24 protein-coding genes are annotated in these 26,018 nt (G+C 74.8%); 16 read left to right on the plus strand and 8 right to left on the minus strand.

Annotated features, from left to right (window positions below; all coding sequences use genetic code 11):
• The first annotated feature begins 28 nt into the window (after positions 1-28).
• From ACFTXQ_RS04600 to ACFTXQ_RS04615, 4 genes are all read left to right on the plus strand, one after another.
• Positions 29-457, plus strand: coding sequence for an OsmC family protein (locus tag ACFTXQ_RS04600; RefSeq protein ID WP_382635823.1), 429 nt, complete (start codon positions 29-31; stop codon positions 455-457).
• A 383-nt stretch (positions 458-840) separates the two neighbouring features.
• The gene (locus ACFTXQ_RS04605) at positions 841-2,199 is read left to right on the plus strand and encodes an alkaline phosphatase PhoX (protein ID WP_382635825.1); all 1,359 of its coding nucleotides are present in this window, start codon (positions 841-843) and stop codon (positions 2,197-2,199) included.
• A gap of 37 nt (positions 2,200-2,236) precedes the next feature.
• A complete protein-coding gene (locus tag ACFTXQ_RS04610) occupies positions 2,237-3,136 on the plus strand; it encodes a PPK2 family polyphosphate kinase (protein ID WP_382635827.1) in 900 nt (299 codons plus the stop codon).
• Positions 3,137-3,153: 17 nt separating this feature from the next.
• Complete coding sequence (locus tag ACFTXQ_RS04615) at positions 3,154-4,068, plus strand: polysaccharide deacetylase family protein (protein ID WP_382635829.1); 915 nt, start codon at positions 3,154-3,156, stop codon at positions 4,066-4,068.
• A 10-nt stretch (positions 4,069-4,078) separates the two neighbouring features.
• Here the strand turns inward: ACFTXQ_RS04615 and ACFTXQ_RS04620 are convergent, their stop codons facing one another.
• Positions 4,079-4,279 carry a hypothetical protein gene (locus ACFTXQ_RS04620; protein WP_382635831.1) on the minus strand — a complete coding sequence of 67 codons (201 nt, stop codon included), beginning with the start codon at positions 4,277-4,279 and terminating at the stop codon, positions 4,079-4,081.
• 226 nt (positions 4,280-4,505) lie between these two features.
• Between ACFTXQ_RS04620 and ACFTXQ_RS04625 the strand changes: the two genes are divergently transcribed.
• The 3 genes from ACFTXQ_RS04625 to ACFTXQ_RS04635 are packed head-to-tail and all read left to right on the plus strand — an operon-like array spanning position 4,506 to position 8,109.
• Entirely contained in the window at positions 4,506-5,840 is a 1,335-nt protein-coding gene (locus ACFTXQ_RS04625; RefSeq protein ID WP_382635833.1) for a discoidin domain-containing protein, read from the plus strand.
• The gene (locus tag ACFTXQ_RS04630; protein WP_382635834.1) at positions 5,840-7,114 is read left to right on the plus strand and encodes an MFS transporter; all 1,275 of its coding nucleotides are present in this window, start codon (positions 5,840-5,842) and stop codon (positions 7,112-7,114) included. The genes ACFTXQ_RS04625 and ACFTXQ_RS04630 overlap by 1 nt, the downstream gene beginning before the upstream one ends.
• Complete coding sequence (locus ACFTXQ_RS04635) at positions 7,111-8,109, plus strand: hypothetical protein (protein ID WP_382635836.1); 999 nt, start codon at positions 7,111-7,113, stop codon at positions 8,107-8,109. The genes ACFTXQ_RS04630 and ACFTXQ_RS04635 overlap by 4 nt, the downstream gene beginning before the upstream one ends.
• On the opposite strand, the gene ACFTXQ_RS04640 is transcribed toward ACFTXQ_RS04635, so the two are convergent.
• The 3 genes from ACFTXQ_RS04640 to ACFTXQ_RS04650 are packed head-to-tail and all read right to left on the minus strand — an operon-like array spanning position 8,106 to position 10,275.
• A complete protein-coding gene (locus ACFTXQ_RS04640; RefSeq protein ID WP_382635838.1) occupies positions 8,106-8,756 on the minus strand; it encodes an ABC transporter in 651 nt (216 codons plus the stop codon). The genes ACFTXQ_RS04635 and ACFTXQ_RS04640 overlap by 4 nt on opposite strands.
• Positions 8,753-9,604 (minus strand): ATP-binding cassette domain-containing protein, encoded by an 852-nt coding sequence (locus tag ACFTXQ_RS04645; RefSeq protein WP_382636246.1) that lies wholly within the window; start codon positions 9,602-9,604, stop codon positions 8,753-8,755. Before ACFTXQ_RS04645 ends, ACFTXQ_RS04640 begins: the two co-directional genes overlap by 4 nt.
• Positions 9,601-10,275, minus strand: a complete 675-nt coding sequence (locus ACFTXQ_RS04650) for an AIM24 family protein (protein WP_382635840.1) — start codon at positions 10,273-10,275, stop codon at positions 9,601-9,603. Before ACFTXQ_RS04650 ends, ACFTXQ_RS04645 begins: the two co-directional genes overlap by 4 nt.
• 71 nt (positions 10,276-10,346) lie before the next feature.
• Here ACFTXQ_RS04650 and ACFTXQ_RS04655 point away from each other — a divergent pair, with 71 nt between their 5' ends.
• The 5 genes from ACFTXQ_RS04655 to ACFTXQ_RS04675 all read left to right on the plus strand — a co-directional run bounded on the left by ACFTXQ_RS04655 (position 10,347) and on the right by ACFTXQ_RS04675 (position 16,471).
• A complete protein-coding gene (locus ACFTXQ_RS04655) occupies positions 10,347-11,099 on the plus strand; it encodes an aminoacyl-tRNA hydrolase (RefSeq protein WP_382635842.1) in 753 nt (250 codons plus the stop codon).
• Between the two features lie 142 nt (positions 11,100-11,241).
• Positions 11,242-12,621, plus strand: coding sequence for a DUF692 domain-containing protein (locus ACFTXQ_RS04660; protein ID WP_382635844.1), 1,380 nt, complete (start codon positions 11,242-11,244; stop codon positions 12,619-12,621).
• The gene (locus ACFTXQ_RS04665; RefSeq protein ID WP_382635846.1) at positions 12,618-13,688 is read left to right on the plus strand and encodes a TIGR04222 domain-containing membrane protein; all 1,071 of its coding nucleotides are present in this window, start codon (positions 12,618-12,620) and stop codon (positions 13,686-13,688) included. The genes ACFTXQ_RS04660 and ACFTXQ_RS04665 overlap by 4 nt, the downstream gene beginning before the upstream one ends.
• An 84-nt stretch (positions 13,689-13,772) precedes the next feature.
• Positions 13,773-14,561: a TIGR04222 domain-containing membrane protein gene (locus ACFTXQ_RS04670; RefSeq protein ID WP_382635847.1), complete on the plus strand. Its 789-nt coding sequence runs from the start codon at positions 13,773-13,775 to the stop codon at positions 14,559-14,561.
• 269 nt (positions 14,562-14,830) lie between these two features.
• On the plus strand, positions 14,831-16,471 hold the full coding sequence (locus ACFTXQ_RS04675) for an alpha/beta hydrolase (protein WP_382636249.1): 1,641 nt from the start codon (positions 14,831-14,833) through the stop codon (positions 16,469-16,471).
• A 98-nt stretch (positions 16,472-16,569) separates the two neighbouring features.
• Here the strand turns inward: ACFTXQ_RS04675 and hemQ are convergent, their stop codons facing one another.
• On the minus strand, positions 16,570-17,283 hold the full coding sequence (gene hemQ / locus ACFTXQ_RS04680; RefSeq protein WP_382635848.1) for a hydrogen peroxide-dependent heme synthase: 714 nt from the start codon (positions 17,281-17,283) through the stop codon (positions 16,570-16,572).
• A 22-nt stretch (positions 17,284-17,305) separates the two neighbouring features.
• Entirely contained in the window at positions 17,306-18,790 is a 1,485-nt protein-coding gene (hemG, locus tag ACFTXQ_RS04685) for a protoporphyrinogen oxidase (RefSeq protein ID WP_382635849.1), read from the minus strand.
• Positions 18,791-18,940: 150 nt separating this feature from the next.
• Between hemG and ACFTXQ_RS04690 the strand changes: the two genes are divergently transcribed.
• Positions 18,941-19,969 (plus strand): DUF4349 domain-containing protein, encoded by a 1,029-nt coding sequence (locus tag ACFTXQ_RS04690; RefSeq protein ID WP_382635850.1) that lies wholly within the window; start codon positions 18,941-18,943, stop codon positions 19,967-19,969.
• Between the two features lie 60 nt (positions 19,970-20,029).
• Entirely contained in the window at positions 20,030-21,421 is a 1,392-nt protein-coding gene (locus ACFTXQ_RS04695; protein WP_382635852.1) for an FAD-dependent oxidoreductase, read from the plus strand.
• A gap of 316 nt (positions 21,422-21,737) precedes the next feature.
• Here the strand turns inward: ACFTXQ_RS04695 and ACFTXQ_RS04700 are convergent, their stop codons facing one another.
• Both ACFTXQ_RS04700 and hemE read right to left on the minus strand, forming a co-directional pair.
• Complete coding sequence (locus tag ACFTXQ_RS04700) at positions 21,738-22,958, minus strand: FAD-dependent monooxygenase (RefSeq protein WP_382635854.1); 1,221 nt, start codon at positions 22,956-22,958, stop codon at positions 21,738-21,740.
• A gap of 119 nt (positions 22,959-23,077) precedes the next feature.
• Positions 23,078-24,142, minus strand: coding sequence for a uroporphyrinogen decarboxylase (gene hemE / locus ACFTXQ_RS04705; protein WP_382635856.1), 1,065 nt, complete (start codon positions 24,140-24,142; stop codon positions 23,078-23,080).
• Between the two features lie 91 nt (positions 24,143-24,233).
• On the opposite strand from hemE, the gene ACFTXQ_RS04710 reads away from it, so the two are divergent.
• Positions 24,234-24,890 carry a DUF3000 domain-containing protein gene (locus ACFTXQ_RS04710; RefSeq protein ID WP_382635857.1) on the plus strand — a complete coding sequence of 219 codons (657 nt, stop codon included), beginning with the start codon at positions 24,234-24,236 and terminating at the stop codon, positions 24,888-24,890.
• A 330-nt stretch (positions 24,891-25,220) separates the two neighbouring features.
• Positions 25,221-25,883, plus strand: a complete 663-nt coding sequence (locus tag ACFTXQ_RS04715; RefSeq protein WP_007267191.1) for a response regulator transcription factor — start codon at positions 25,221-25,223, stop codon at positions 25,881-25,883.
• Positions 25,884-26,018 lie beyond the last annotated feature (135 nt).

The raw sequence follows: 26,018 nt of genomic DNA on the forward strand, positions 1-26,018 counted from the left end.
CGTTTCCACTTCTGCGAAGGGATCCACCATGGCTGCCACGCGCAACGCACACGCCGTCTGGGAAGGCGACCTGCTCAAGGGCAAGGGCGAGGTCACCCTCGACTCGTCCGGGCTCGGGAGCTACCAGGTCTCCTGGCCGGCACGCACCGACGAAGAGGCGAACGGGCGGACCAGCCCGGAAGAGCTGATCGCCGCGGCGCACTCCAGCTGCTTCAACATGGCCCTCTCGAACGTCCTGGCGAAGGCGGGGAATCCGCCGGCGAAGCTGACCACGTCGGCGGCGGTCACGTTCGTGCCGGGGCAGGGCATCACCGGGATCCACCTCACCACCGAGGGGGAGGTGCCGGGGCTCGACGACGACGGGTTCGTCGCGGCGGCGGAGGACGCGAAGAAGAACTGCCCGGTGAGCCAGGCCCTGACGGGCACGACGATCACGCTGAGCGCGAAGCTCGCCTGACGCTCCGCGGAGCCGGTCCCCCGCCCCGCCCTTCCCCGGCGGGGCCGGGTGCGGCTCAATCCCCCGGGGCTCCGCCCCGCACCCCGCTCCTCAAACGCCGGAGGGGCTGGATGTGCCCGGTGTGGCTCGGTGGGTGCGGGTCAAGGATTCGGGGCTCCGCCCCGGACCCCGCTCCTCAAACGCCGGAGGGGCTGGATGTGCCTGGCCTGACTGGGCCGAGTGCCGGTCAAAGACCGGGGCTCCGCCCCGCACCCCGGCACGGGAACTCGCCCCCGCCAGGGGACCGGCCGAGCCCCCCGCCAGGGAGCCGGGCGTGGGGCTGACGGGGGGAGCCCCCGGCGGGGGGTGGGTGCCGTAGGTGGGGGGTGTGGTACCACGGGACGATGTCCGTGTCCCGACGCAGCCTGCTCGCCGCCGGCGGAATCGCCTTCAGCGGAGCCCTCGGCGCCCTGTTCACCGGCCAGGCCATCGGCGGCGCCCGCGCCCCCCGTACGGCCCGCGGCTACGGCCCCCTCCTGCCCGACCCCCACGGCCTGCTCGACCTGCCCGCGGGGTTCTCGTACCGGGTCCTCTCCCGCGCCGGCACCCCCCTCCGCTCCGGCGAGGGCACCGTGCCGGCCAACTGCGACGGCATGGCCGCCTTCGGCGCCGGGGGCGGCCGCGTCCGGCTGGTCCGCAACCACGAGAACCGCACCACGGCCACCCTGCGCGTCCCCGCCGTCGAGGGGCTCACGTACGACCCCCAGGCCCTCGGCGGCTGCACCGCCCTGGAGCTCGACCCGGCCGGCGCGGTCACCGGCGAGCGGGTCGCCCTCGCCGGTACCGCCGTCAACTGCGCGGGCGGCCGTACCCCCTGGAACACCTGGCTGAGCTGCGAGGAGACCGAGGACCGCGCGGGCACCTCCGGCTACACCGAGGACCACGGCTACGTCTTCGAGGTGGACCCCGCCGACCCGCACCGCTCGGGCGCGGTCCCGCTCACCGCGATGGGCCGCTTCGCGCACGAGGCCGTCGCCGTGGACCCGTACCGCGGGGTCGTCTACGAGACCGAGGACGCCTTCATCGAGCCCTTCGGCCTCTTCTACCGCTTCCTGCCGGAGCGGCCCCTCGGCGGCCTCGGCTCGCTGCGGGCCGGCGGCGCCCTGGAGGCGCTGCGCGTACCGGGGCTGGCGGACCTGTCGGTCGTGGACGAGCCCGGCGCCGAGTTCCCGGTGGAGTGGGTCCCCGTCCCGGACCCGTCCGCGGCCGGCACCTCGATCCGCTTCCAGGACTTCGGGCCGGGCGGGATCACCCACGCCCAGAAGCTGGAGGGCTGCTACTGGGGCGGCGACGGCGTCCACTTCGTCTCCAGCTACGCCCGCAGCCGCGAAGGGGCCGGCGCCGACCACCACGGGCAGGTGTGGTTCTACGACCCGCTGCGCGCCCGGCTCCGGCTGGACGTCCGCTTCGGCCCGGCAACGGACATCGCCCTGCCCGGGGACTCCCCCGACAACATCTGCCTGACCCCCGACGGCGGCCTGATGGTGTGCGAGGACGGCGGCGGGGCCCAGTACGTGTTCGGCGTGACCGTCGACGGCGAGGTCTACCCGGTGGCCCGCAACGCCGACGACATCGGAGCGGCCGGCGCCCCGGAGTGGGGGGAGTTCGCCGGGGTCACCTTCTCCCCCGACGCCCGGACGATGTACGTCAACGCCTATGCCCCGGGGACCACGTTCGCGGTGACGGGGCCCTGGCAGCACTGATCTCGCGGTTCCGTTCGATTCGTTGCACGATCGTACGGTGGCGAAGAAGAACAAGCCCAAGGACGAAGCCCGGCCCGGGGCCGGCCCCAGACCCCTGCCGGAACCCCTGAGTGACCTGCTGCGCGCCCCCGCGGGGGACCGGCTGGACCTGCGCCGCTTCGACCCCGCCGCCCTCCCCGCCGGGCCCGCCGACAAGGCGGCCGGGCTCGCGGCCACCGCCGCGATGGCGGACCGGCTCGCCTCGCTCCAGGAGCGGCTCTACGCGGCGAGCACCGCCGGCAACCGGCGCCGCGTCCTGCTGGTCCTCCAGGGCATGGACACCAGCGGCAAGGGCGGCACCGTCAAGCACGTGATCGGCCAGTTCAACCCCTCCGGCTGCCGCATCAAGGCCTTCAAGGCGCCCACGCCCGAGGAGCGGGGCCACCCCTTCCTCTGGCGCATCGAACGGGCCCTCCCCCAGCCGGGCGAGATCGGCATCTTCGACCGTTCGCACTACGAGGACGTCCTCATCGCCCGGGTGCACGAGCTGGTGCCGCGTAGCCGGCTGGGCCGCCGCTACGAGCAGATCAACCGCTTCGAGCAGTCCCTCGCGGACGACGGGGTGACCCTCGTGAAGGTCTTCCTCCACATCGGCTACGAGGAGCAGCGGGAGCGGCTCCTGCGGCGGTTGGACAACCCCGACAAGCACTGGAAGTTCAGCCCGGGCGACATCGAGGAGCGTGCCCTGTGGCCCGCGTACCAGGAGGCGTACGAGCTGGCGCTGGAGCGCTGTTCCACGGACGGCGCGCCCTGGTTCATCGTCCCCTCGGACCGCAAGTGGTACCGCAACTGGGCGATCAGCCGGCTGCTCCTGGAGCATCTGGAGGCCATCGGCCCCCGCTATCCGGAGGGTGACTTCGACGTCGACGAGTGCCGCAGACAGCTACTCGCCACATAGTCATATATTTTGCCTGCGTGACCATTTCTGTGCGCAAAGCGGCGGCCGTCGCCGCCCTCAGTGCCGCCCTCGCCGGATGCGGGGGCGGCACCGGCACGCCGGACGCCGGCAGTGAGGCCCGTATGGGCAGCCACGCGGCCACGGCCCCCGCCCCGGCCGCGCCGTCCGCGGCCGCCCCCGCACCGCCCTCCGGCTCCACTTCCGCCACCCCGCAGGCCGGTGCACCGCACCAGGTGCCGACGCTGGCGCCCGGCCCCGGCGGCCTGACCCCGGTCTTCGAGCGGGCGAAGCAGCACGGCGACAAGACGGTGGCGCTGACCTTCGACGCGGACATGACCTCCGACCAGGGGCCGCGCGCCGCGGACGGGGAGCACTTCGACAACCCGCAGCTGATCGCGACCCTGCGCACCCTGAAGGTTCCGTCGACGATCTTCATGACGGGCCGCTGGGCCGAGGAGTACCCGGACCAGGCGAAGTCCATCGGCACCGACGCGAACTTCGAGATCGCGAACCACTCGTACAGCCACCACGCCTTCAAGTCCCCCTGCTACGGGCTGCCCTCGCTCGACGGCGCGGCCGCCCGCGCCGACGTGGACCGGGCCTTCGACGCCTTCCGCAAGGCGGGGGCGGTCAACACCGTCCCGTACTTCCGCTTCCCCGGCGGCTGCTACGACGACCAGGCGCTGCGCGCCCTGTCCACGGCCAAGGTCACGGCCGTCCAGTGGGACGTGGTCAGCGGGGACGCCTTCGCCAAGGACCCGGACGCGGTGGCCGAGCAGGTGCTGGCCGGCGTGAAGCCCGGCTCGGTGGTGGTCATGCACTGCACGCGCAGCGCCGCCCCCGTCACCGAGGAGGCCGTCCGGAAGATCGTCCCGGAGCTGCGCAAGCGGGGCTACCGGTTCGTGAAGGTCTCCGAGCTCGTCGGGAAGTAGGCCGGCGCCCTCAGCCGGAGCAGGCCGAGCGCTGCGCGTCCTGCCACTCGCACACCGGGCAGAGCACCACGCCCGGGGTCGCGACCCCGTACTCGGTGGGCTTGCCGCACTCCAGGCAGTCGGCGTAGGGCGGCCCGGCCACCCGCGCGGCCGGGGCCGCCGGGGCGGGGCAGTACGACTCGGTTGCATCCAGCTCGTCCCGCTCGTCCATGCGTACCAGCGTAGTGGGCGGTCCGAAGGTCTGGTAGGAAACTTTCCTTCCTGTTATGGTCCCGGGCGGCGGCTTGGCGCGGTGCCCGATCCCCGGGGCATGACGCGCTCAGCGAGAGCTCTGACCCGGCCGCCGTGGCGCTGCCCCCTGCCCGCCCGCGGGCCCGGGCGCGGCGCCCCGCACCGGTGTCCAGCTCTCGCCGCCCTCCAGGCCAAGGAGTCCAGGTATGCACCTGAACACCTTCCGCAGCAGACTTCACCCCCTCCTCTCCCTCCTCTCCCTCCTCTTCGTCGGCGGGCTCCTCCTCGCCCGGCCCGGACTGGCCGGCGCCGCCGGGTCCGCCGCCGACCCCCTCATATCGCGCGGGAAGCCGGCCACCGCCTCCTCCGTCGAGAGCTCGTCGCTCGCCGCGAAGAACGCCTTCGACGGCGACCCGGCCACCCGCTGGGCCAGCGCCGAGGGCAAGGACCCGCAGTGGATCCGGGTCGACCTCGGCGCCTCCGCCACCGTCTCCCGGGTCCGCCTGACCTGGGAGGCTGCCTACGCCAAGGCCTACCGCGTCGAGATCTCCGCCGACGGCGCCGCCTGGACCCCGCTCGCCACCGAGACCGCGGGCAACGGCGGCACCGACGACTGGACCGGCCTCTCCGGCAAGGGCCGCTACCTGCGCCTCCACGGGACCGCGCGGGGCACCTCGTACGGCTACTCGCTCTTCGAGGCCGAGGTGTACGGCACCCTCGACGGCGGGCCGCCGCCCGGCGGCGCCTTCACGGTGGTGGCGGCCGGGGACATCGCCGCGCAGTGCACGGCCTCCGACAGCGGCTGCGCGCACCCCAAGACGGCGGCTCTGGCCCAGCGGATCGACCCGAAGTTCTACCTGACGATGGGCGACAACCAGTACGACGACGCCCGGCTCTCCGACTACCGCGCCTACTACGACAAGAGCTGGGGCGCCTTCAAGGCAAAGACCCGGCCGGTCCCGGGCAACCACGAGACGTACGACCCGGCCGGCTCCCTCGCGGGGTACAGGTCGTATTTCGGGAGCATCGCCTTCCCGCAGGGCAAGAGCTGGTACAGCTACGACGAGGGCAATTGGCACTTCATCGCCCTCGACTCCAACTCCTTCGACCAGGCCGCCCAGATCGAGTGGCTCAAGGCCGACCTCGCCGCCAACTCCCGGCAGTGCGTGGCCGCCTACTGGCACCACCCGCTGTTCTCGTCCGGCGGGCACGGCAACGACCCGGTCTCCAAGCCGGTGTGGAAGATCCTGTACGGCGCGAAGGCGGACCTGGTCCTGAACGGGCACGACCACCACTACGAGCGGTTCGCCCCGCAGGACCCCGAGGGCAGGGCGGCCGCCGACGGGATCGTGGAGATCGTCGGCGGGATGGGCGGCGCCGAGCCCTACCCGATCGAACAGGTCCAGCCCAACAGCCAGAAGCGGATCAGCGGTCCGTACGGCGTGGTGAAGCTCGACTTCACCGACTCCGGCTACGGGTGGACGTACGTCGCCACGGACGGGACGGTCAAGGACACCGGCCCGAAGTACAGCTGCCACTGATGTACCTGGCCGCCAACGGCCGCCCGGACGCGCCGCCCCGCACCCCAGGGGCCCGGCGGCGCGTCCCCGCCGCCGTCCTCGCGCTCGGCGCGGTCAGCCTCGTCACCGACGTCTCCTCGGAGATGGTCACCGCGGTGCTGCCGCTCTACCTCGTCCTGGGCCTCGGCCTGTCCCCGCTCCAGTTCGGATTCCTGGACGGCATGTTCAACGGCGCGACCGCACTCGTGCGGCTGCTCGGCGGGCGCCTCGCCGACCGGGGCGGCCGCCACAAGCGGGTCGCCGGGGCCGGGTACCTGCTGTCCGCGCTGTCCCGGCTCGGGCTGCTGCTCGCCGGCGGCCAGGCCGCCGCGATCGCCGCCGCGCTGGCCGCCGACCGGCTGGGCAAGGGCATCCGCACCGCGCCGCGCGACGCCATGATCTCGCTCAGCGGCCCCCCGGAGACCCTGGGACGGTCCTTCGGGGTGCACCGCGCCATGGACACCACGGGCGCCCTCCTCGGCCCGCTCGCCGCGTTCGCCGTGCTGTGGGCGACCGCCGACGCCTACGACGCGGTGTTCGCCGTCAGCTTCTGCGCGGGCCTGCTGGGCGTGCTGCTGCTCGCCGTGTACGTCCCGGCCACGCCACGGCCCGTCCGCCCCGCTGCCGGCGCCGCGCCCGCCGCTCCGTCCGCCCCCCGACACGCGGCAGTTCGCGACCCCGCCTTCCGGCGGGTCCTGTACGCCGCGGTCCTGCTCGGCGCCGCCACCATCGGCGACTCCTTCCTCTACCTGCTGCTCCTGCGCGGACTCGACCTGCCGCCCGCCCTGTTCACCCTGCTGCCGCTCGGCGCCGCCGCCGTGTACCTGCTGCTCGCCGTCCCGGCGGGCCGGATCGCCGACCGGGCCGGGCGGCGTCCGGGCTTCCTGCTCGGGCACGGAGCCCTGCTCGGCGCGTACGTCCTGCTGCTCGCGCCCGTCTCCTGGCTGGCCGTGGCGGGCGTGCCGGTCCTGCTGGGGCTGTTCTACGCCGCCACGGACGGCGTGCTGATGGCGCTCGCCGCTCCCCTGCTGCCCGCGCACGGCCGGGCGGGCGGGCTCGCGGTGCTGCAGAGCGGCCAGGCGCTGGCGCGGCTCGTGGGCGCCGCCGGGTTCGGGGCGGCGTGGACCGTCTGGGGGCAGCGGCCCGCCCTGTGGGCCGCCTCGCTCGCGCTGGCCGGGGCGCTCGTGGCCGCCCGGTGGATCCTGCCCGCCTCCGCCCCGGCCGTCGTCCCCTCCTCTCCCCCGGAGCCGTCATGAACCTCCGCTCGCGGCGGCTGCGCCTCGCCTTCGTCCTCGCCGCCGTGCTCCTCCTCGCGGGCGGCTCCCTCGGCTACGTCCTGCACGCCCGCCACCGCGAACGGCCGCTCCGGCAGGCCGGCGCCGACGCCTCCTTCGGCGTCGAAGAGCCCGGGCTGTACTTCCGGGACGCGGCCACCGGCCGGATCGCGCGGCAGCCGGGCCCGGACGCCGCGCGCGTGACCGGCGGACCGTCCTGCGACCGCTTCCACACCGCCGGGGCCCACGCCCTGTGCCTGCGCGCACTGCCCGGCAGCCCGGCCCGCACCGAGGCACTCGTACTCGACGGGCAGCTGCGCGAGCTCCGCCGGGTGACCGTGCCCGGCATCCCCAACCGGGCCCGCGTCTCCGCCTCGGGGCAGCTGCTCTCGTGGACGACGTTCGCCGCCGGCGACTCGTACGCGACCTCCGCCTTCTCGACGCGGACGTCGATCCTGGACCTGCGCACCGGATACCTCGTCAAGTCCATCGAGCAGATCCCGCTGACCCTCGACGGGGTCCGCCACCACCGTCCCGACGTCAACTACTGGGGCGTGAGCTTCGCGCGCGACGACAACCTCTTCTACGCCACCGTCTCCACCGGCGGCCGCACCTTCCTCATCGAGGGCGACCTGCGGAACTGGTCGGCGAAGGCGGTGCGCGAGAACGTCGAATGCCCCTCGCTGTCCCCGGACGGGACCCGCGTCGCGTTCAAGAAGAAGGTGTCCGACGACCTCCGGTCGCCCTGGCGGCTGTACGTCCTCGACCTGGCGACGATGCGCGAGCACCCGTCGGCCGAGCCGCGCGGTGTCGACGACCAGGCCGCCTGGCTGGACGACGCGACCCTCGGCTACGCCCTGCCGGGACCCGACGGCCGCGGGAGCGACATCTGGTCGGTCCCGTCGGACGGCACGGGAGCGCCCCGCCTCCTCGTGGCGGGCGGCTCGTCCCCGGCGAACGTGCCGGGGAGGTCCTAGCCGCGCCGCGCGGCGACGCGGCAGGCCACCGCGCCCGCGCCGGCGGCCAGCAGCAGGGCGCCCGCCAGGGCCGTCAGCGGCAGCGGGGCCGTCCCCGAGCGCGCCGCCGTGACCAGGGCGGACACCGCGCTCCGGGCCGGGGAGACGGCGAGGACCCAGGCCAGCAGCGAGCCGAGGCCCCCGGCCAGGACGGCGTAGCCGCGGCGCCGCACCAGCGGCCGGCTGCACAGGGCTCCGACGGCCGCGCCGGTCAGTGCGCAGGCGGCCACCGCCGAGGCCCCGGCGAGCGCGGCCCGGGCCGGGTCCGCTCCGGCCGGGTCGCCGAGCAGCAGCGCCACGGCGCCTCCCGCCGCTCCGGCGAGCAGCGCCCCCGCGAGGGCGGTGAGCAGGGCTGCCGCGTGGATCCGTACGGGACCGGCCGCGGCGGCCGCGCAGTCGCGGGCGGCGTCCGGTTCGCCGGTGACGCAGATCCGGACCAGCCAGGCGGTCTGCGGGACCAGCCCGGCGGCGGCGTAGCCGAGGGAGTCCAGGACGGGGTCACCCGGCCGGATCCCGACGGCCACGAAGGCGGCGTACACGACGAGGGGGGCGATCCAGCGCTGGGAGCGCAGGAGCAGGGCGCCCTGGTAACGGAGCAGGGCGGTCACGGGAGTTCCTCCACGGTGCGGATGTGCCAGGGCGGCCGGGCGGTGAGCAGCTCGCGCAGCGCGGCGTCGGAGCGGTGTGCGGCGACCGTGAACAGGACTCCCCCGTCCGGGGCGGGCAGGCCGGCCAGGCCCGGGGGCGGGGTGCTGCCGGGCGGGCCCGCCGCGTGGATCCGGACGTACGAGAGCTCCGCGCCCGGGGCCGGAGCGGGAGCCGCGGCCCGGGCCGGGTGCGGGGCCGGAGCGGGCGCCAGCGCGCCGCCCTCGACCCGGTAGTGCGCGTCGGGGGCGCCCGCGAGCCGCCGCGGGTCGTGGTCGACGAACACCACCGTGCCCCCGGCCGCGGTGCGTTCGGCGACGGCGAGGTCCAGCTCGGCGCGGGCCGCGGCGTCGAGCCCGGTCCAGGCCTCGTCGAGGACGAGCAGCGCCGGTTCGGCGAGCAGCGCCTGGGCGACGGCCACCTTCTGGCTGCTGCCCTTGGACAGTTCGGCCAGCGGGGTGCGGGCGTACGCGGCGGCCCCGAACCGCTCCAGCCAGCCGGCCGCCCGGCGGGCCGCCTCGGCGCGGGGCAGCCCGTGGACCCGGCCGAGGTGGGTCAGGTAGGACGCGGCCGTGAGGGGCAGCGCCGCCGGGAAGCGCTCGGGTACGTAGGCGGTGCGGGCGGGGCGGCCGCCGATGCGGCCCTCGGTCGGGGCGTCGGTCCCGGCGACGAGCCTGAGCAGGGTGGACTTGCCGCCGCCGTTGCCGCCTTCGATCCGGACGAGGGCGCCGCGCGGGAGGTCCAGGGTGACCCCCCGCAGCACCCAGGGCCGGCGCCGTCCGTAGCGGCGTCCCACGCCGGTCAGGTTCAGTGCGCGGCCGCCGTCTCGGTGACCTCGCTCGGGCGGACGATGACGAAGCCCTCGCCGCGCAGGCTGAGCTGGACGGCCTCGCCGGAGCCGCCGCGGAGCATCGAGCCGACCGACTGGGAGCGGTGCAGTCCGGTCTCCAGCTGCGCGCTCCAGCCGACGACCGCGTCCGTGTCCACGTAGACGGGGGACTGCGGGGTGACCGGTATGACGATCGGGTTGCCGTCGCAGACCACGGCGAGCTTGCCGGTGCCGGTGAAGAGGCTGTTGAAGAGGCCGCCGCCGGTCATGCCGGCGCCCTTCAGCATCTTGATCTCGTAGGAGAGGGTCGCGTCGAAGCACAGGACGTTGCGGCCGTTGATGGTCAGCGCGTCGCCCGGCTCGAAGTCGATGATGAAGCAGTTGCCCGCCTGGTGGGCGAACCAGGCCTCGCCCTGGCCGCGTACGGACATGAGCGCCAGGCCCTCGCCCGTGACCGCGCGCTTGAGCATGCCTCCGATGCCCTGGCCCTTGCGCTCGAACTGGAGGTTGCCGCGGAAGGCGACCATCGAGCCCTGGCGGGCCAGCATCTCGCCGTTGACGGCGTACTTCACGGACTTGGCGTTCTGCAGGGACATGCCAGGGGCGACGGCCGGCTGGACCAGGTTCTCGGACGCGAAAAGATCACTCTTCATGCCGTCGATCCTCGCCCGGCCCGGACCCCCTCGGCATCATCCTCAAGGCGGACCCTGGCATCCTTGGCGGGATGAGCAGCCAGCACACGAACCACTCCACGGACGTACCGGCGGTCGGGGCGGACAGCCCCTTCCGGCGGGAGCACGCCCTGCGCGACGAGGCACCGCAGTTCGTCCTGCCGCTGGTGGTGCGGATCGAGAAGACCGAGCCGCCCGCCCGGACGGACGCGCTGGAGACGGCGGCGCGCGCGGTGCTGGTCCTGCTGACCGACGAGCGTGCGCTGGGCGAGGGCGAGTGGGCCGCCGCGGTCCGGGACTGGCAGGACGCGCGGATCCGCAAGGTGGTCCGGCGGGCGCGCGGCGCGGAGTGGCGCAAGGCGGGGACCCTGCCGGGTGTCACGGTGCACGGTGACACCTCGGAGGTGCGGGTCTTCCCGCCGGTTCCGCTGGACGGCTGGCCCAAGGAGCTGGCGAAGCTCCAGGTGTCCGGTACGGACCTGGACGACCCGGAGCCGGTGGACGCCGCCGTGGAGCCGGGTGTTCCGGTGCTGTGGCTCAACCCCGACCTCGACATGTCGGCCGGCAAGGCGATGGCCCAGGCCGGGCACGCGGCCCAGCTGGCGTGGTGGGAGCTGACGGCCGCGGAGCGGACCGCGTGGCAGGACTCGGGCTTCCGGCTGGCCGTACGGACGGCCCCGCGCGGGCGGTGGGCGGAGCTGAGCGGGAGCGGCCTGCCCGTGGTCCGGGACGCCGGGTTCACCGAGATCGCACCGGGCAGCGCGACGGTGATCGCCGACCACCCGGCCCTGCGGGCCCGGCTGTAGGGCCGCCCCACCCGCCCCGGCCCGTGCCGGGGAACCTCAAATGTTGCTCTGAACGTCCCTTGCCCACGGTTGGCCCGACGTCGACGGGGCCATGACTTCGGCACACGGTCCGATGGGACGCGGGGAGAGGGGGCGAGGGGACATGAAGCCCATGGCACACCTGGGGGTGGGCATCGGCTGGCGGCCGGAGATCGCGGACGCCGTGGAGCGGCTGCCCGGCCTGGACTGGGTCGAGGTGGTGGCCGAGAACATCTGCCCGGGCCACCTGCCCGAGTCGCTGGTGCGGCTGCTCGACCGCGGGACGCGCGTCGTGCCGCACGGGGTCTCGCTGGGCATCGGCGGCGCCGACCGGCCCGACCCGGGGAAGCTCGCGGCGCTCGGCGAGCGGGCGGTGGCGCTGGGGGCGCCGCTCGTCACCGAGCACATCGCCTTCGTCCGCAGCTCGTCGGCCGTGCGGCCGGTGCTGGAGGCCGGGCACCTGCTGCCGGTGCCGCGCACGCGGGACGCGCTGGACGTGCTGTGCGAGAACGTGCGGATCGCGCAGGACGCGCTGCCGGTGCCGCTGGCGCTGGAGAACATCGCCGCGCTGTTCTCGTGGCCCGGCGAGGAGCTGACGGAAGGGCAGTTCCTGACGGAGCTGGTCGAGCGGACCGGGGTGCGGCTGCTCATCGACGTGGCCAACCTGCACACCAACCGGGTCAACCGGGGCGAGGACCCGGCCGCCGTACTGGACGCGATCCCGCTGGAGGCGCTGGCGTACGTGCACGTCGCGGGCGGGATCGAGCGGGGCGGGGTCTGGCACGACACGCACGCGCACCCGGTGCCGCCGGTGGTGCTCGACCTGCTCGCCGAACTCGGCTCCCGGGTGGACCCGCCGGGCGTCCTGCTGGAACGGGACGACGACTTCCCGCCGGAGGCGGAACTGGCCTCGGAACTGACCGCCATCCGCGGGGCCGCGGGGCGCGCGGTGGCCGCGGGCAGGGGCGTCAGCGCGGGCAGCGCGGCAACCCAGGCTCCCGACCTGGCGCCGGCCGGCCGGGGGGCAGGGCCTTCGGCCACCCCCGGAACCCACATCGCCGGCCAGGGCGGCGCCGCGGAGCCGGGCGTCGCCGAGGCGGCTCGGACGCGGGTGGCGCTGGAGCAGGCCGCGCTGCTGTCGGCGCTGGTGGCCGGGACGCCCGTGCCCGAGGGGTTCGACCGGCAGCGGATCCGGGTGCAGGCCCGTTCGCTCGCCGCCAAGCGGGCCGACGTCGTGGCCCGGGTGGCGCCCGAGCTGCCGGGGATCCTGGGCGGCGCCGAGCCGTACCGCGCGGCGTTCCTCGCGTACGCCAAGGGCCGTCCCATGACCGGCGGGTACCGCCGCGACGCGCTGGACTTCGCCGAGCACCTGCTGATCCGCGACCTGCCGGCCGACCCGGCCGCCCGGCGCCGGCTCACCGCCTGGTGGCGGGACCGGGCCGGGGCACGGCCGCCCCGCCGGGTCGTGCGCTGGGCCCGGGCCCTGGTGGGGAGGGCGGCATGAACGTCCTCGCCCTCGCGATCTGGCTCGGCGTCGCCGTCTCCGGCGGCCTGCTGATCCGCGGCCTGCGCCGCTCCCGGCCCCGGTGGGCCGGCCCGGCGCCGGCCCTGCACGACCTGTCCGAGGCCGCGTTCATGGCGGGCGGCCCCGGTACCGTCGTGGACGCCGCGCTCGTCTCGATGCTCTCGGACGGCCGGCTGGTCGTCGGCGGCCCCGGCATCGTCCAGGTACGCCCGGGTGCGCGCGCCTACGACCCCGCCGAGCGCGCCGTCCTCCAGGCCCACCAGGGCGCGCCCTCGGGCTGGCTCTACCAGGTCCGCTACGCCGCCATGCTCGACCCGGCCGTGCAGGAGACCGGGGACGCGCTGGCCGCGCGCGGGCTGCTCTCGCCGCCCGGGTGGGGCCGGACCTGGCGGCGCTGGGCCGTGATCCAGGCCGTGGTGTGCGGGATCCTGATCCCGGTGTCGATCCCGCTCACCTTCGTGGCGTACGTCCTGCGGCCCGGGGTGGACCAGGTGCCCTTCGTCGTGAAGGTGCTTCCCGTCCTGCTGGCCGGCCTCGTGGCGGGCCTGGTCTGCGCGGCCCGCGCCAAGGGCCGGCTCACTCCCGCGGGGATGCGGGCACTGCGCGACCTGCGCTCCTCGTACGTCAACGACCCGACCCCGCACGTGCAGACCGCGCTGTTCGGGCTGCGGGGCCTGCGGGATCCGTTCCTGCGCGGGCAGCTGGTGCCGGCCGCGCGCGCCACCCGGCTGGCGGCGGCCCAGTCGCGCTCCCGTCCGCACCGGCCGGACTCCTCGGGCGGGTCCTCGTGCGGGTCCTCGTGCGGCTCCTCCCCCGATGTCCTGCCCGTCGTCTGGTGCGCCGGGAGCGATGGCGGCAGCGGGGGCAGCTCCGGCTGCGGTTCCGGTTCGGGCTGCGGCTCCTCCGGCGGCAGCAGCTGCTCCTCCTCGGGGTCCGGCTGCGGTTCCTCCGGCGGCAGCAGCTGCGGAAGCAGCAGTTCCAGTTGCGGCGGCAGCAGTTCGAGTTGCAGCAGTTCGTCCGGTTCGAGCTGCTCCAGCAGTTCCTGACTGCCCATCACGGTCACATCACAAGCTGCTCACACCTCCGCCGTACGCCCGACCAGGCACATCAACTGCTTGTAGAAAGCGGGAATGTTCTGGGTCCTGTTCCTGCTGGTGGCCTGGGCGGGGGTGCTGTGGTCGTGCGCCCTCCTCCTGGCGGCCGCCGGCCGCGCCACCGAGCCCGTCACCGGCTCAGCCGCCGCGCGCCGCCATGACGAGCTGAACCTGTACGAGGCCGCCTACCTCGCCGGCGGTCCACGGCGGGTGGCCGATCTGACGCTGCTGTCGATGGAGCGCCAGCGGCGGCTGCTGCTGGCCCACACCGGCTGGGCCACCGTCGTCGACCCCGTCGGCCGCGACGCCCACGAGCGGTCCGTGCTCGGCGCGTTCGGGCCCGACGGGCAGTCCCCCGTACTGGACCTGCGGTCCACGGTGGCCCGGGACGAGGCGGTACGGGCCCTCGCGGACCGGCTCGGCGAAGCCGGTCTCGCGCTGCCCGCCGGGTCCCGGCGCGGGATCGGCGACGGCGTCCGGGCCGTGCGCGGGGCCACCCTGCTGGTCGTCGCGATGGCCGCGGTCTCCCTCGCCCTCCCGGCGGGCAGGGATACGACCTCGGCCATGATCCTGGCCTGGTTCTCGCTGCCGCTGATCCTCGGCGCGGGCTGCCTGGCCATTGCCCGCTTCGAGGCCCACCCGTACTCGCGCTGGGCCTCCCCGGCCGGCCAGCGGCTGCTCGTCGCGCTGGACCGGGAGCGCGGCGACGCGCAGTCGCTGACCTCGGTGGCCGTGCGCGGGATCCGGGTGATCACCGATCCGGGGCTGCGGGCGGCCCTGGGATACGGCAACCGGGGGTGGATCCCGCGGCAACGGGGCCATTGAGGCCGACACCGGCCCGCCGATCCTTTACTCGGCCCCCGTCCGATGGTCGTCTCATCGGACGATACGAAGGGACCGTCATGCGGAAGCCGCTCGTCTTGGCCCCTGCCCTGGCCCTGGCCGGGCAGGTGCGGGTGGGGGCGGGGGCGGGGGGGGGGACCGCTGCGCGGGGCCGTCCCCTACCCGCCCTTCCACCTCCCCCAGACTTCGTCCGGGAGGGGCCCCCACCCGGGCTCCGCCCGGACCCGCGCCTCAAGCGCCGGCGAGGCTTGATCCGCGGGGCCCGTACCGGAGCGATCGCGACGGCACTCGCCCTCACCCTCGGCGCCACCGCCCACGCGACTGCCGCCCCGGACGCCCCGGACGCCGGGGCGGGCGGGTTCGCCGCCGCCGAGGGCGGGGCCGAGGCCGTCGCCCGCCGGGCCGCCCACGAAGGACTCCGGTTCGGGCCGTGCCCCGCCGTCGAGGAGCTCCCCGCCCCCGTCCGCTGCGCGACCCTCCGCGTGCCGCTCGACTACGCCCGCCCGGGCGGGCCACAGATCTCCCTCACCGTCAGCCGCGTCCCGGCGACCGGCGCGGACGGTGCCGCCCGCCAGGGCGCCCTCGTCCAGAACCCCGGCGGCCCCGGCGCCTCCGGCATGTACTTCCCGCTCCTCGCCGACACCCCCGGGTGGCGGCGGATCGCCGCCGCCTACGACCTCGTCGGCTACGCCCCGCGCGGAGTCGGCCGCTCCGCCCCGCTGTCCTGCCAGGACCCCGCCACCCGCGCCCACGGCCCCACCCAGGTCCCCGCCGAGCCCTCCCCCGCGTACAAGCGGCAGCGCGTCGACGCCGCGCGCGCCTACGCCCGCGACTGCGCCCGGCGGGCCGGCTCCGCCCTCGCCCACTACACGACCCTCGACAACGTCCGCGACCTGCACGTGCTGCGCGCCGCCCTCGGCGAGGAGCGGCTGAGTTTCGTGGGCGCCTCGTACGGCACCTACCTGGGCGCGGTCTACGCAACCCTCCACCCCGGCCGCGTCCGCCGCATGGTCCTCGACTCGGCGGTCGATCCCGACCCGCGCCGCGTCTGGTACCGCAACAACCTCGCCCAGGCACCGGCGTTCGAGCGCCGCTGGTACGACTTCCGCGCCTGGGCCGCCCGCCACCACGGCGCGTACGGCCTCGGCTCCACCCCGGCGGCGGTGCAGGCGAGCTACGAACGCGTCCGGGACGCGGTGGCCCGTACCCCCGCGGGCGGATCCGTCGGGACCGGGGAACTCCAGGCCGCCTACCTCCAGGCCGCGTACTACGACGACGTGTGGCCGGAGCGGGCGGCGGCCCTGGCGGCCTTCCTGCGCGGCGATCCGGGCCCGCTGACCGCGCAGGCCGCACCGGACCCGGCCGCGGCGGCCGGCGCCGAGAACGCGAGGGCGGTGTACACGGCGGTGCTGTGCAACGACGCTCCCTGGCCCGGCGACTGGCAGACCTGGGACCGCGACAACACCGAACTGGCCCGCACGGCCCCCTTCGAGACCTGGCCCAACGCGTTCCTGAACCTGCCGTGCGCCTACTGGCCGGTGCGCCCCCGGCAGCGGCCGGTCGACGTCGGAACCGGGCCGGCGGGAGCCGGTCTCCCCCGCACGCTGATCGTCGCGGCGGAGCGGGACGGGGCGACCCCGTACCCGGGCGCTCTGGAACTCCAGCGGCGGCTGGGCGCCGGGGCCGCGCTGGTCACGGAGCGCGGGGCGGGCGCCCACGGGGTGTCCGGCGGACGCAACGGCTGCGTGGACCGGCACGTGGAGCGGTATCTGCTGACGGGCGCCACCCCGGGGTGGCGCGTCACGTGTGCGCCGCATCCGGAGCCCGCACCGGTGTCGCTGGACGACGGGGCAGCACGTGCCCGCAGGGCACTGCTGCCGCCTGTCGTCTGAACTTCCGGGCGGGGTCTCCGGCTGCGTCGTTTCGGGGGCAGGGCCTCCCGATCCACCGGAGGAGGTCAGTCCTCCGGTCCTTCCCCCCAGGGGAGGTATCAGGCGAGCCCGGCCACCAGATCGGCGACGGACTTGCGGCGCCCGGTGTAGAAGGGCACCTCTTCGCGGACGTGCATGCGCGCCTCGGAGGCACGCAGGTGACGCATGAGGTCGACGATGCGGTAGAGCTCGTCGGCCTCGAAGGCCAGCAGCCACTCGTAGTCGCCGAGCGAGAACGAGGCGACGGTGTTGGCGCGCACATCGGGGTAGCCGCGGGCCATCTTGCCGTGGTCGGCGAGCATGCGGCGACGGTCCTCGTCGGGCAGCAGGTACCAGTCGTACGAGCGCACGAAGGGGTACACGCTGACGTAGTCGCGGGCCACCTCGTCGGCCAGGAAGGCCGGGATGTGCGACTTGTTGAACTCGGCCGGGCGGTGCAGGGCCATGTTCGACCACACCGGCTCCAGCGCGCGGCCCAGCTTGGTGCGGCGGAACAGGTTGTAGGCGGTCTGCAGCTCGTCCGAGGTCTCCGCGTGCCACCAGATCATGATGTCCGCGTCGGCGCGCAGGCCGGAGACGTCATAGGTGCCGCGGACGGTGATGTCCTTGGCGGCCAGCTGGTCGAAAAGCTCCTGGACCTCGTCGGCGTAGCCGGTGCGGTCCTCGGGCAGAACGTCCTTCAGCTTGAAGACGGACCACAGGGTGTAGCGGATGACCTCGTTGAGGTCCTTCGCCTTCTTCCCCGCGTTGGGAATCTTCTCTGGTGCAGTCATGTGCCTATTGTCCCAGTGCCGATCAGTGGTCCGTGCCAGGGGTGCCGATCGAGGCGATCACGGCCTCCGCGGCCTTGCCGGCACCGGCGATGCACGCCGGGATGCCCACCCCGTCGTAGAGGGCGCCGCACACGGCGAGGCCGGGCAGGGCCGCGACCGCGGTACGGATCCGCGCGACCCGGGAGAGGTGGCCGACGGGGTACTGGGGCAGCCCGCCGTCCCAGCGGGTGACGGTGGAGGCGACCGGCCGTGCGGCCAGTCCGACGGCGTCCTTCAGGTCGGCGAGGGAGACGTCCACGAGTTCGGAGTCCTCGCGGGCGAGGTCGCCCTCGTCACCGTGGCGGCCGATGGAGGTGCGCAGCAGGAAGAGCTCGGGGTCGGCCCCGGCCCAGGCCCACTTGTTGCTGGAGAAGGTGGAGGCCTTGATGGTCCGGCCGTCGACGGGCGGTACGAGGAACCCGCTGGCGTCTCCGCCGGCGATCGCGGCGGGCAGGTCGGAGCGGCGGAAGGCCATCGTGACCAGCGCCATGGAGGCGTACTCGACCTCGCGCAGCGAGGCCGCCGCGGCCGGGGCGAGGCCGGCGAGGAGCTCGGCGGCGGGACCGGCGGGGGTGGCGAGGACCACGCCGTCGGCGTCGAGGAGCCGGTCGGCGGCGGTGATCCGCCAGCCCGTGGCGGTGCGGTGGATGCCGCTGACCGGGGCGTTGGTGAGGAGCCGCGCTCCGGCGGCCCGGCAGGCGTCGGCGACGGCGAGCGGCAGCCGGCCGATGCCGCCGGAGATCCCGGCGAAGAAGGCGCCGGTGGCGGCGGCTCCGGTGACGGTGGTCCGCTCGGCGGCGGCACGGCTCGCGGCCCCGCTCTGGAGGGCGCGGACGCTCTCGGTCAGCGTGGGGTGGGTGCGGACGGCTTCGAAGAGGGCGGGGACGGCGGCGCGCATCGAGATCCGGTAGGCGTCGCCGGCGTAGACCCCGCCGAGGAGCGGTTCGACCAGCCGGTCCACGACCTCGCGGCCCATGCGGGCGGCGACGTACTCGCCGACGGCCACGTCGTCGCCGACCTCGGTGGGCGGGAGTTCGGTGTCGGCGGCGATGCGGGCGAGGCCCTCGGCCGACAGGACGCCGGAGGCGGCGAGCGGGCCCGTGTCGCCCGGGACGCCCATCACGTGGCCGCGGGGCATGTCGCGCAGCGTGCCGCGGGTCCAGAGCCGGGCGGTGGCGGTGGCGGGCGGCTGGAGGGCCTCGCCGAGGCCCACGGCCCGGGCGAGGTCCAGGGCTTCGGGGCGGCGGGCCAGCACGGATTCGGCGCCGAGGTCGACGGGTGCGCCGGCGAGCTCGCCGGCCCGCAGCTTGCCGCCGAGCCGCGGCCCGGCCTCCAGCAGCGTGACGCGGACGCCGTCGGAGAGCAGCCGGTGGGCCGCGGCGAGGCCCGCGATGCCGCCGCCGATGACGACGACGTGGCCGGGGCCGGGGCCGGCGGGGCCGTCCGTACGCTTGTCCGCTTCGTGCATGGACACATCGTCTCAGACCGCACGCGGGCCGATCACCGAGGCCGGACCGTGACCGCATCGGGACCGGCCCGGGACCGCGGAAGTGAAACCCGCGAGGGGACCGTGGACGTCGAAACGGCAACACCAGCCGAAACTCGGGGGTTTACAGCGATGCACACCCGGAACAGACAGCGCTCCGCGGCGGCCCTGGCCGCCCTCTCCCTGGCCGGGGCGCTCGCGCTCACCGGCTGCGGCGCCGACGGCGCGGAGCGCGCGGCGGACAAGGCGGCGGTCGCGCCCGCCCGGAACGGGACGTCCCAGGAGGGCGCCCAGGGGGCGGCGGCTCCGTCCGCGGCGCCCGCCACGGGAGACAAGGGCGCGCAGCAGCCGGTCGTCGTCCGCCCCAACGTCATCCGTACGGCGACCCTCGGCATCGAGACCACCGACGTCCCGAAGACGCTCTCCGCGGCCCGGGCGGCCGCGGACGGCGCCGGCGGCTACGTCGGCAACGAGTCCACCAAACGCGGCCAGGACGGCCGGATGACCTCGACCCTGACCATGCGGGTGCCGGGCGAGCGCTACGACGCGGTGCTCGGCGCCATGGAGGGCAGCGGGAAGCTCCTGCACCGCAAGGTCGACGCGCAGGACGTCACCGAGAAGGTCGCCGACATCGGCAGCCGCGTCGCTTCGCAGCAGGCCAGCGTGGCCCGGGTGCGGGAGATGATGGGCAAGGCCTCCGCCCTGAGCGAGGTGGTGATGCTGGAGAGCGAGCTGAGCCGGCGCCAGTCCGACCTGGAGTCGCTGCTGGCGCAGCAGACGGCGCTGAAGGACCAGACCTCGCTGGGCACGATCACGCTGGAGGTCTCCGAACCGGCGCCGAAGCCGGTGGCCGAGGAGAAGAAGGAGGAGGAGGACTCCTCCTTCATGGACGCCCTGCGCGGCGGCTGGGCGGTCTTCATGGCCATCGTGCGCATCGTGACGCTGGCGGTGGGCGCGCTGCTGCCGTTCGCGGTGGCGGCCGTGCTGGTGGCCCTCGGGTACCGGCTGTACCGGCGGCTGCGTCCGGCGCCGGCCGGGGCGGGCCTGATCCCGCGGAAGCGGGCCGCCTCGGCGCCGGTCCGGCCGCCGGTGCCGGCGGCCCGGGCGGCGGCTTCGGACACCCCCGCCGACGAGGCCGCCGGGGCCGACGTACACGAATGAACGCACGTTCGGCCGTAGCGTGTTCACCAACCGGCGGATGGTGAAGGGGCGGTACGGGCGATGGCGACGGCGGCGAGGGAACGACTGGTGGTGGTCGGCGGTGACGCGGCGGGAATGTCCGCCGCGTCACAGGCCCGGCGGCTCAGGGGCCCGGAGGAGTTGGAGATCGTCGCCTTCGAGCGCGGGCACTTCACCTCCTACTCCGCGTGCGGCATCCCGTACTGGATCGGCGGCCTGGTCGAGGAGCGCGACGACCTGATCGCCCGCACCCCCGAGGAGCACCGGGCCCGCGGCATCGACCTGCGCACCCGCACCGAGGTCGTGGAGCTGGACCTCGCGGGGGGCCGGGTCCGCGCCCGCGATCTGGACAGCGGTTCCGAATTCTGGACGGACTACGACAAGCTCGTGCTGGCGACGGGCGCCCGCCCGGTCCGCCCCAGGCTCCCGGGCATCGGCGCCCACGGGGTCCACGGCATCCAGAGCCTGGACGACGGTCAGCGCCTGATGGGCACGCTGGAGCGTACGGAGGGCCGCCGGGCGGTGGTGGTCGGCGCGGGCTACATCGGCGTCGAGATGGCGGAGGCCCTGATCGGGCGGGGCTACGAGGTCACCGTGCTGCACCGTGGCGAGCAGCCGATGGCCACGCTGGACCCGGACATGGGCGGGCTGGTGCACAGCGCGATGAACGGCATGGGGATCCGTACGGTCTCCGGCGCCGAGGTGACGAAGATCCTGGAGGACGGGGACGGCCGGGTCCGCGCGGTGGCCACGGAGGACGGCGAGGAGTACCCCGCGGACGTGGTCGTGCTCGGCATCGGCGTCGAGCCGCGCACCGGCCTCGCCCGGGCGGCCGGCCTCCCCCTCGGCCCGTCGGGCGGCATCCTCACGGACCTGTCGATGCGGGTCCGGGGCCACGACAACATCTGGTCGGGCGGCGACTGCGTGGAGGTCCTGGATCTGGTCGCCGGCCGCACCCGGCACATCCCGCTGGGCACGCACGCCAACAAGCACGGCCAGGTCATCGGCTCGGGAGTGGGCGGCGGCTACGCCACTTTCCCGGGGGTGGTGGGCACGGCGGTCAGCAAGGTGTGCGACCTGGAGATCGCGCGCACGGGGCTGCGCGAGCGGGACGCGCTGGAGGCGGGGCTGCGGTTCGTCACCGCCACCATCAGCTCGACGAACACGGCGGGCTACTACCCGGGGGCTGCGGACATGACGGTGAAGATGCTGGCGGAGCGACGCACGGGCCGCCTCCTGGGCGTCCAAATCGTTGGCGGGGCCGGTTCCGCGAAGCGGGTGGACATCGCGGCGGTCGCCCTCACCGCGGGCATGACCGTGGACCAGATGGTCTCACTGGACCTGGGCTACGCCCCGCCGTTCTCCCCCGTGTGGGACCCGATCCTGGTGGCGGCCCGCAAGGCGGTCTCCGCGGTCCGCGCGGCGGGCGTCTGACCCGGCGCCTCAAACCCCGGCGGGGCTGGGTTTGCCTCCGGCGGCGCCTCAAACGCCGGCGAGGCTGAAATTGCCCTCCGGGCAATCCAGCCCGCCTGGGCCCAAGGTCGCGCCACGCGGACGTGCAGCCTGAGGCGGGCCAAATCCAGCCTCGCCGGCGATCGAGGCGCGGGGCGGAGCCATGGTCCTTGAGCCGCACGAGCCCACACAGCCGCACCGAATTCAGCCCCTCCGGCGTTTGAGGAGCGGGGCGCGGGGCGGAGCCCCGGTCCTTGAGCCGCACGCGTGCACTCGGGCGGGCCACATCCAGGCCCGGCTACCGGGGCATGGCCTGGCCGCCGATGCCCGGTGCGCCGGCGAGTTGGGACTGCCACCACACGCCCATCTCCGGGCCGGACATGGCGGCCCAGGCAGGGGTCCGCTCGACCTGGGCCCGGCCCAGCCGGCGGGCCAGCGCGACCAGTTCGCGGCCGGCGGCGCCGCGGGCGGCGTCGTAGGCGCGCAGCAGTTCCCCGACGGAGTCGGCACGGCGCCAGCCCTCGGCGAAGGCGGCCGCGTCCTGGAGGGCCTTGGCGGCGCCGCTCGTGTTGTGCGGCCGCACGACGCTCGCCGCGTCCCCCGCCAGCAGCAGCCGGCCCGCTGCGGTGCGCGCGGTCTCCAGGTCGTAGATGGGCTGGACGAACACGTCCGCCGGGTCCGTCAGCGCGAGCGCCCGCCCCCAGTACGGCGGGAACTCGCGGTCGAGCAGCGCGGCGAGGTGGCCCGCCAGTTCGGGGGTCAGGCCGCCCGGCGGGAAGCTCGTCGGGTCGTCGAAGCGCAGCTGTCCGTCCTGCGGCGGAGGGGCGTAGAGGACCCAGTTCACCCGGGGGCCGTCCGGGCCGGGGATGCGGTAGACGACGCACGTGCCGCCGGGGAAGCAGACCGTGGTCACCGCTTCCGGCACCGAGTCCGCGTCCCTGCCCAGCTCCGCGAGCCGGGCCGCGTCGAAGTTCCCGCGCCAGCACACGTATCCGGCGTAGTGCGGCCGGGATTCCGGGCAGAGCGCCGCGCGCACCACCGACCGGTAGCCGTCCGCGCCGACGACCAGGTCGTACCGCTCGGCCGAGCCGTCGGGGAGCCGCAGCTCGGCGCCTTCGGTTCCGGCCGCCTCGACGGCCGTCACCGTCTCCCCCTGCCGGTAGACCACGGAGTCCGGGACCGACTCCCGCAGCCCCCGCCAGAGCAGGCCCCAGTGGTAGGAGTGGAAGGGGAACGGCTGCTCCCAGATCGCCCGGCCGCCCGGCCCGCCGGCGTCGTCCCGGACGACCCAGCGGCGCCGCTCCAGCCGGTGCGCCGCGATCCCCTCGGGCAGGGCCCCGTTCGCGCCGAGCTCCGCGGCCCGCTCGTCGTGGATGCACAGTCCCACGCCACGGTCCTGGAGCCGCCCGTTCGTGCGCTCCAGCACCACCACCTCACCGGCGCCCGCCCGCGCCGCCGCCGTGGCGATGGCGCAACCCGCGATGCTCCCGCCGACCACGGCGACCGTTCCGCCCCGCATGTCCGCCTCCTGCTGTCCGGGGGCGGGTCAGGTTACTGAACCGCGCGCCGCGACGTGCCGGGGCCGCGCGATCCCGCCGGATGTTGGCCGAAGGCGGACGTGCGCGGAACGGGGAGGGTTCAGCGGGCCGTCTGGGTGTGGACGTACTCCACCAGGCGGGTCAGCGCGTCCGGGTCCGTCGTCGGGAGGACGCCGTGGCCCAGGTTGAAGACGTGGCCCTCCAGGCCGGCGGCGGCCGCGAGGACCTCGTCGGTCTTGGCCTCCACGGCCTGCGGGGTGGAGAAGAGGACGGCAGGGTCCAGGTTGCCCTGGAGCGCCTTGCCGGGGCCCACGCGGCGGACGGCCTCGTCCAGCGGGACGCGGTAGTCGACGCCCATGACGTCGGCGCCAGCCTCGCCCATGAGGCCCAGCAGCTCGCCGGTGCCCACGCCGAAGTGGATGCGCGGGACCCCGTAGGAGGCGACGGACTCCAGGACCTTCGCCGACGCGGGCATCACCGAGCGGCGGTAGTCCGCCGGGGCGAGCGCGCCGACCCAGGAGTCGAAGAGCTGGATCGCGGAGGCGCCGGCCTCGATCTGGACCTTCAGGAAGGCGGAGGTGATCTCCGCGAGGCGGTCGAGCAGCTCCGCCCACAGCTTCGGGTCCCCGTACATCAGGGCCTTGGTGTGCTCGTGGTTCTTCGACGGGCCACCCTCGACGAGGTAGCTCGCGAGGGTGAAAGGCGCACCCGCGAAACCGATCAACGGCGTGGCGCCCAGTTCACCCGTGAGCATGCCGATCGCCTCGGTGACGTACGAGACGTCCTCCGGGGTGAGGTCGCGCAGCTGTGCGAGGTCCTCGCGGCGGCGGATCGGCTGGGCGACGACCGGGCCGACGCCCGGCTTGATGTCCAGGTCGACGCCGATGGCCTTCAGCGGGACCACGATGTCGGAGAAGAAGATCGCCGCGTCCACCTTGTGGCGGCGCACCGGCTGCAGCGTGATCTCGGTGACCAGGTCGGGCCGCATGCAGGACTCCAGCATCTGCGTGCCCTCGCGCACCTTGCGGTACTCCGGGAGCGAACGCCCCGCCTGCCGCATGAACCACACCGGGGTGTGCGGCACCGGCTCCCGCCGGCACGCCTTCAGGAAGGCGGAATCGTACGTCTGACTCGGCGTGCCCTGGGGGCGGTCGTTGGCGCTCACGACCCAAATCTTCGCACGTATGAAGAAGTGCCCGGCCCGGCGCGGGTGTCCCTGCGCCGTACGGGCGCACATACCGCCTAGTCTTCCCCGCATGGCTGCGGCTCAGGGACGATTTTCAGATGGCGCTGACGGTATGGACAGCGCGAAGGAGAGCTCCGTCCCGCTCCCGTTCCGGCGGGCGGTCGACGGCTTGAAGAAGGCGCGGCTGCGTCCGGGGATCGAGATCGACCCCACGAAGCCGCCTCAGAGACTGGCCCCGCACGCCTACGCGCTGGAGGCGGCGGTGGTCGACGGGGAGGACGACCTGGCCGACGGCCGGCTGATCCTGCTCCACGATCCGGCCGGGCACGACGCCTGGCAGGGCACGTTCCGGCTGGTCACGCTCGTACGGGCGGAGCTGGAGCCGGAGATGGCCGCGGACCCGCTGCTGCCCGAGGTGTGCTGGTCCTGGCTGACGGGGGCGCTGGACGCGCGCGGGCTGACGTACGGGGAGGCGAGCGGGACCGTGACCATGGCGAGCTCGCACTACTTCGGCGGGCTCGGGGAGCGGCGGCCGGCGACGCAGATCGAGATCAGAGCCTCGTGGACGCCGCGCGAGGGGGTGGGCGGGGTGCCGGACACCTCGGCGCACCTGGCGGCGTGGTGTGAGCTGCTGTGCCAGATCGCGGGGCTGCCCCCGGTGGGGCCGACGGACTCGGCCACGGGCGTGGTCTCCCTGCCGCAGCGGCGCGGTCCGCACCACCCGTAAGAGCGGTCGCGGCACCACTCGTACGGGCGGAGCCCGGCGGGGCGCCGTACGGCCCCCGGCGGAGGCCTCACGGGGCGTCCGGCCGGCTTTCGCGCACGTCACGACCGATCGGACCCGCATCCGCGTGGCAGTTCGGAGCATCCGGTGCGGCTTCTGATCACCCGATGATCGATCGTGCGTCCGAATTGCCCGAATTGTTACTCACCAAATCGTGATCATTCCCTAAAGCCGGGCGGGTGACGTGCCGAAGGAGTCAGTGACCATCCGCACGGTTCGCACCGGCTGCCTTCCCCGAGCCGGCTCGTCCCGCCACTCCCCCAGGAGGCCTAGGTGTCCGTTCTTCTCGAGCAGCCCGCAAGCCTGGTCGCCTACCGCCCGAACAAGCCGACGGCCATGGTCGTCGTGGCCGACCCGCGCGTCCGTTCCACCGTGACCCGCCATCTGTGGGCCCTCGGAGTCCGTGACGTGATCGAGGCGTCGTCCATCGCGGAGGCCCGTCCCCGCGTCGGCAGCCCGCGCGACATCTGCGTGGCCGACGTCCACCTGCCCGACGGTTCCGGTCTCACCCTGCTCTCCGAGACCCGTGCCGCGGGCTGGCCCAACGGCCTGGCGCTGTCCGCCGCCGACGACATCGGCGCCGTACGCAACGCCCTCGCCGGCGGTGTGAAGGGCTACGTCGTCACCGGTACGCGCACCAACATCGGGCTCCCCACCCGGCCCGGCGCCGCCCCCATCGGCGCTGCCGCCGCCCGTATGCACCGCCGCCCCCCGGGTGCCCCGAGCCACCCGGGCGGCTACCGGGAGCTCTCCGGCCGCGAGGTCGAGGTCCTGCGCCTCGTCGCGGAGGGCCAGTCCAACAAGGCCATCGGCGTCTCAATGGGCCTGTCCGCCCTGACCGTCAAGTCCCACCTCGCCCGGATCGCCCGCAAGCTGGGCACCGGCGACCGGGCCGGGATGGTCGCCGTGGCCCTCCGGACCGGGATCATCCACTGACCGCGGGCGGCCGGAGCCCCCGGATAGCCGTCCGGGGTAACGGTCCGGAACACCCCCGGCAAACTCCCCGCATACCGATCGCGCCCATCGGCGTGAAGGTCTGGATCTACAAGGGCGACGTCAAGAACATCGCCG

The organism is Streptomyces sp. NPDC057010 (assembly GCF_042673805.1).
In the GTDB taxonomy this organism is placed as follows: domain Bacteria; phylum Actinomycetota; class Actinomycetes; order Streptomycetales; family Streptomycetaceae; genus Streptomyces.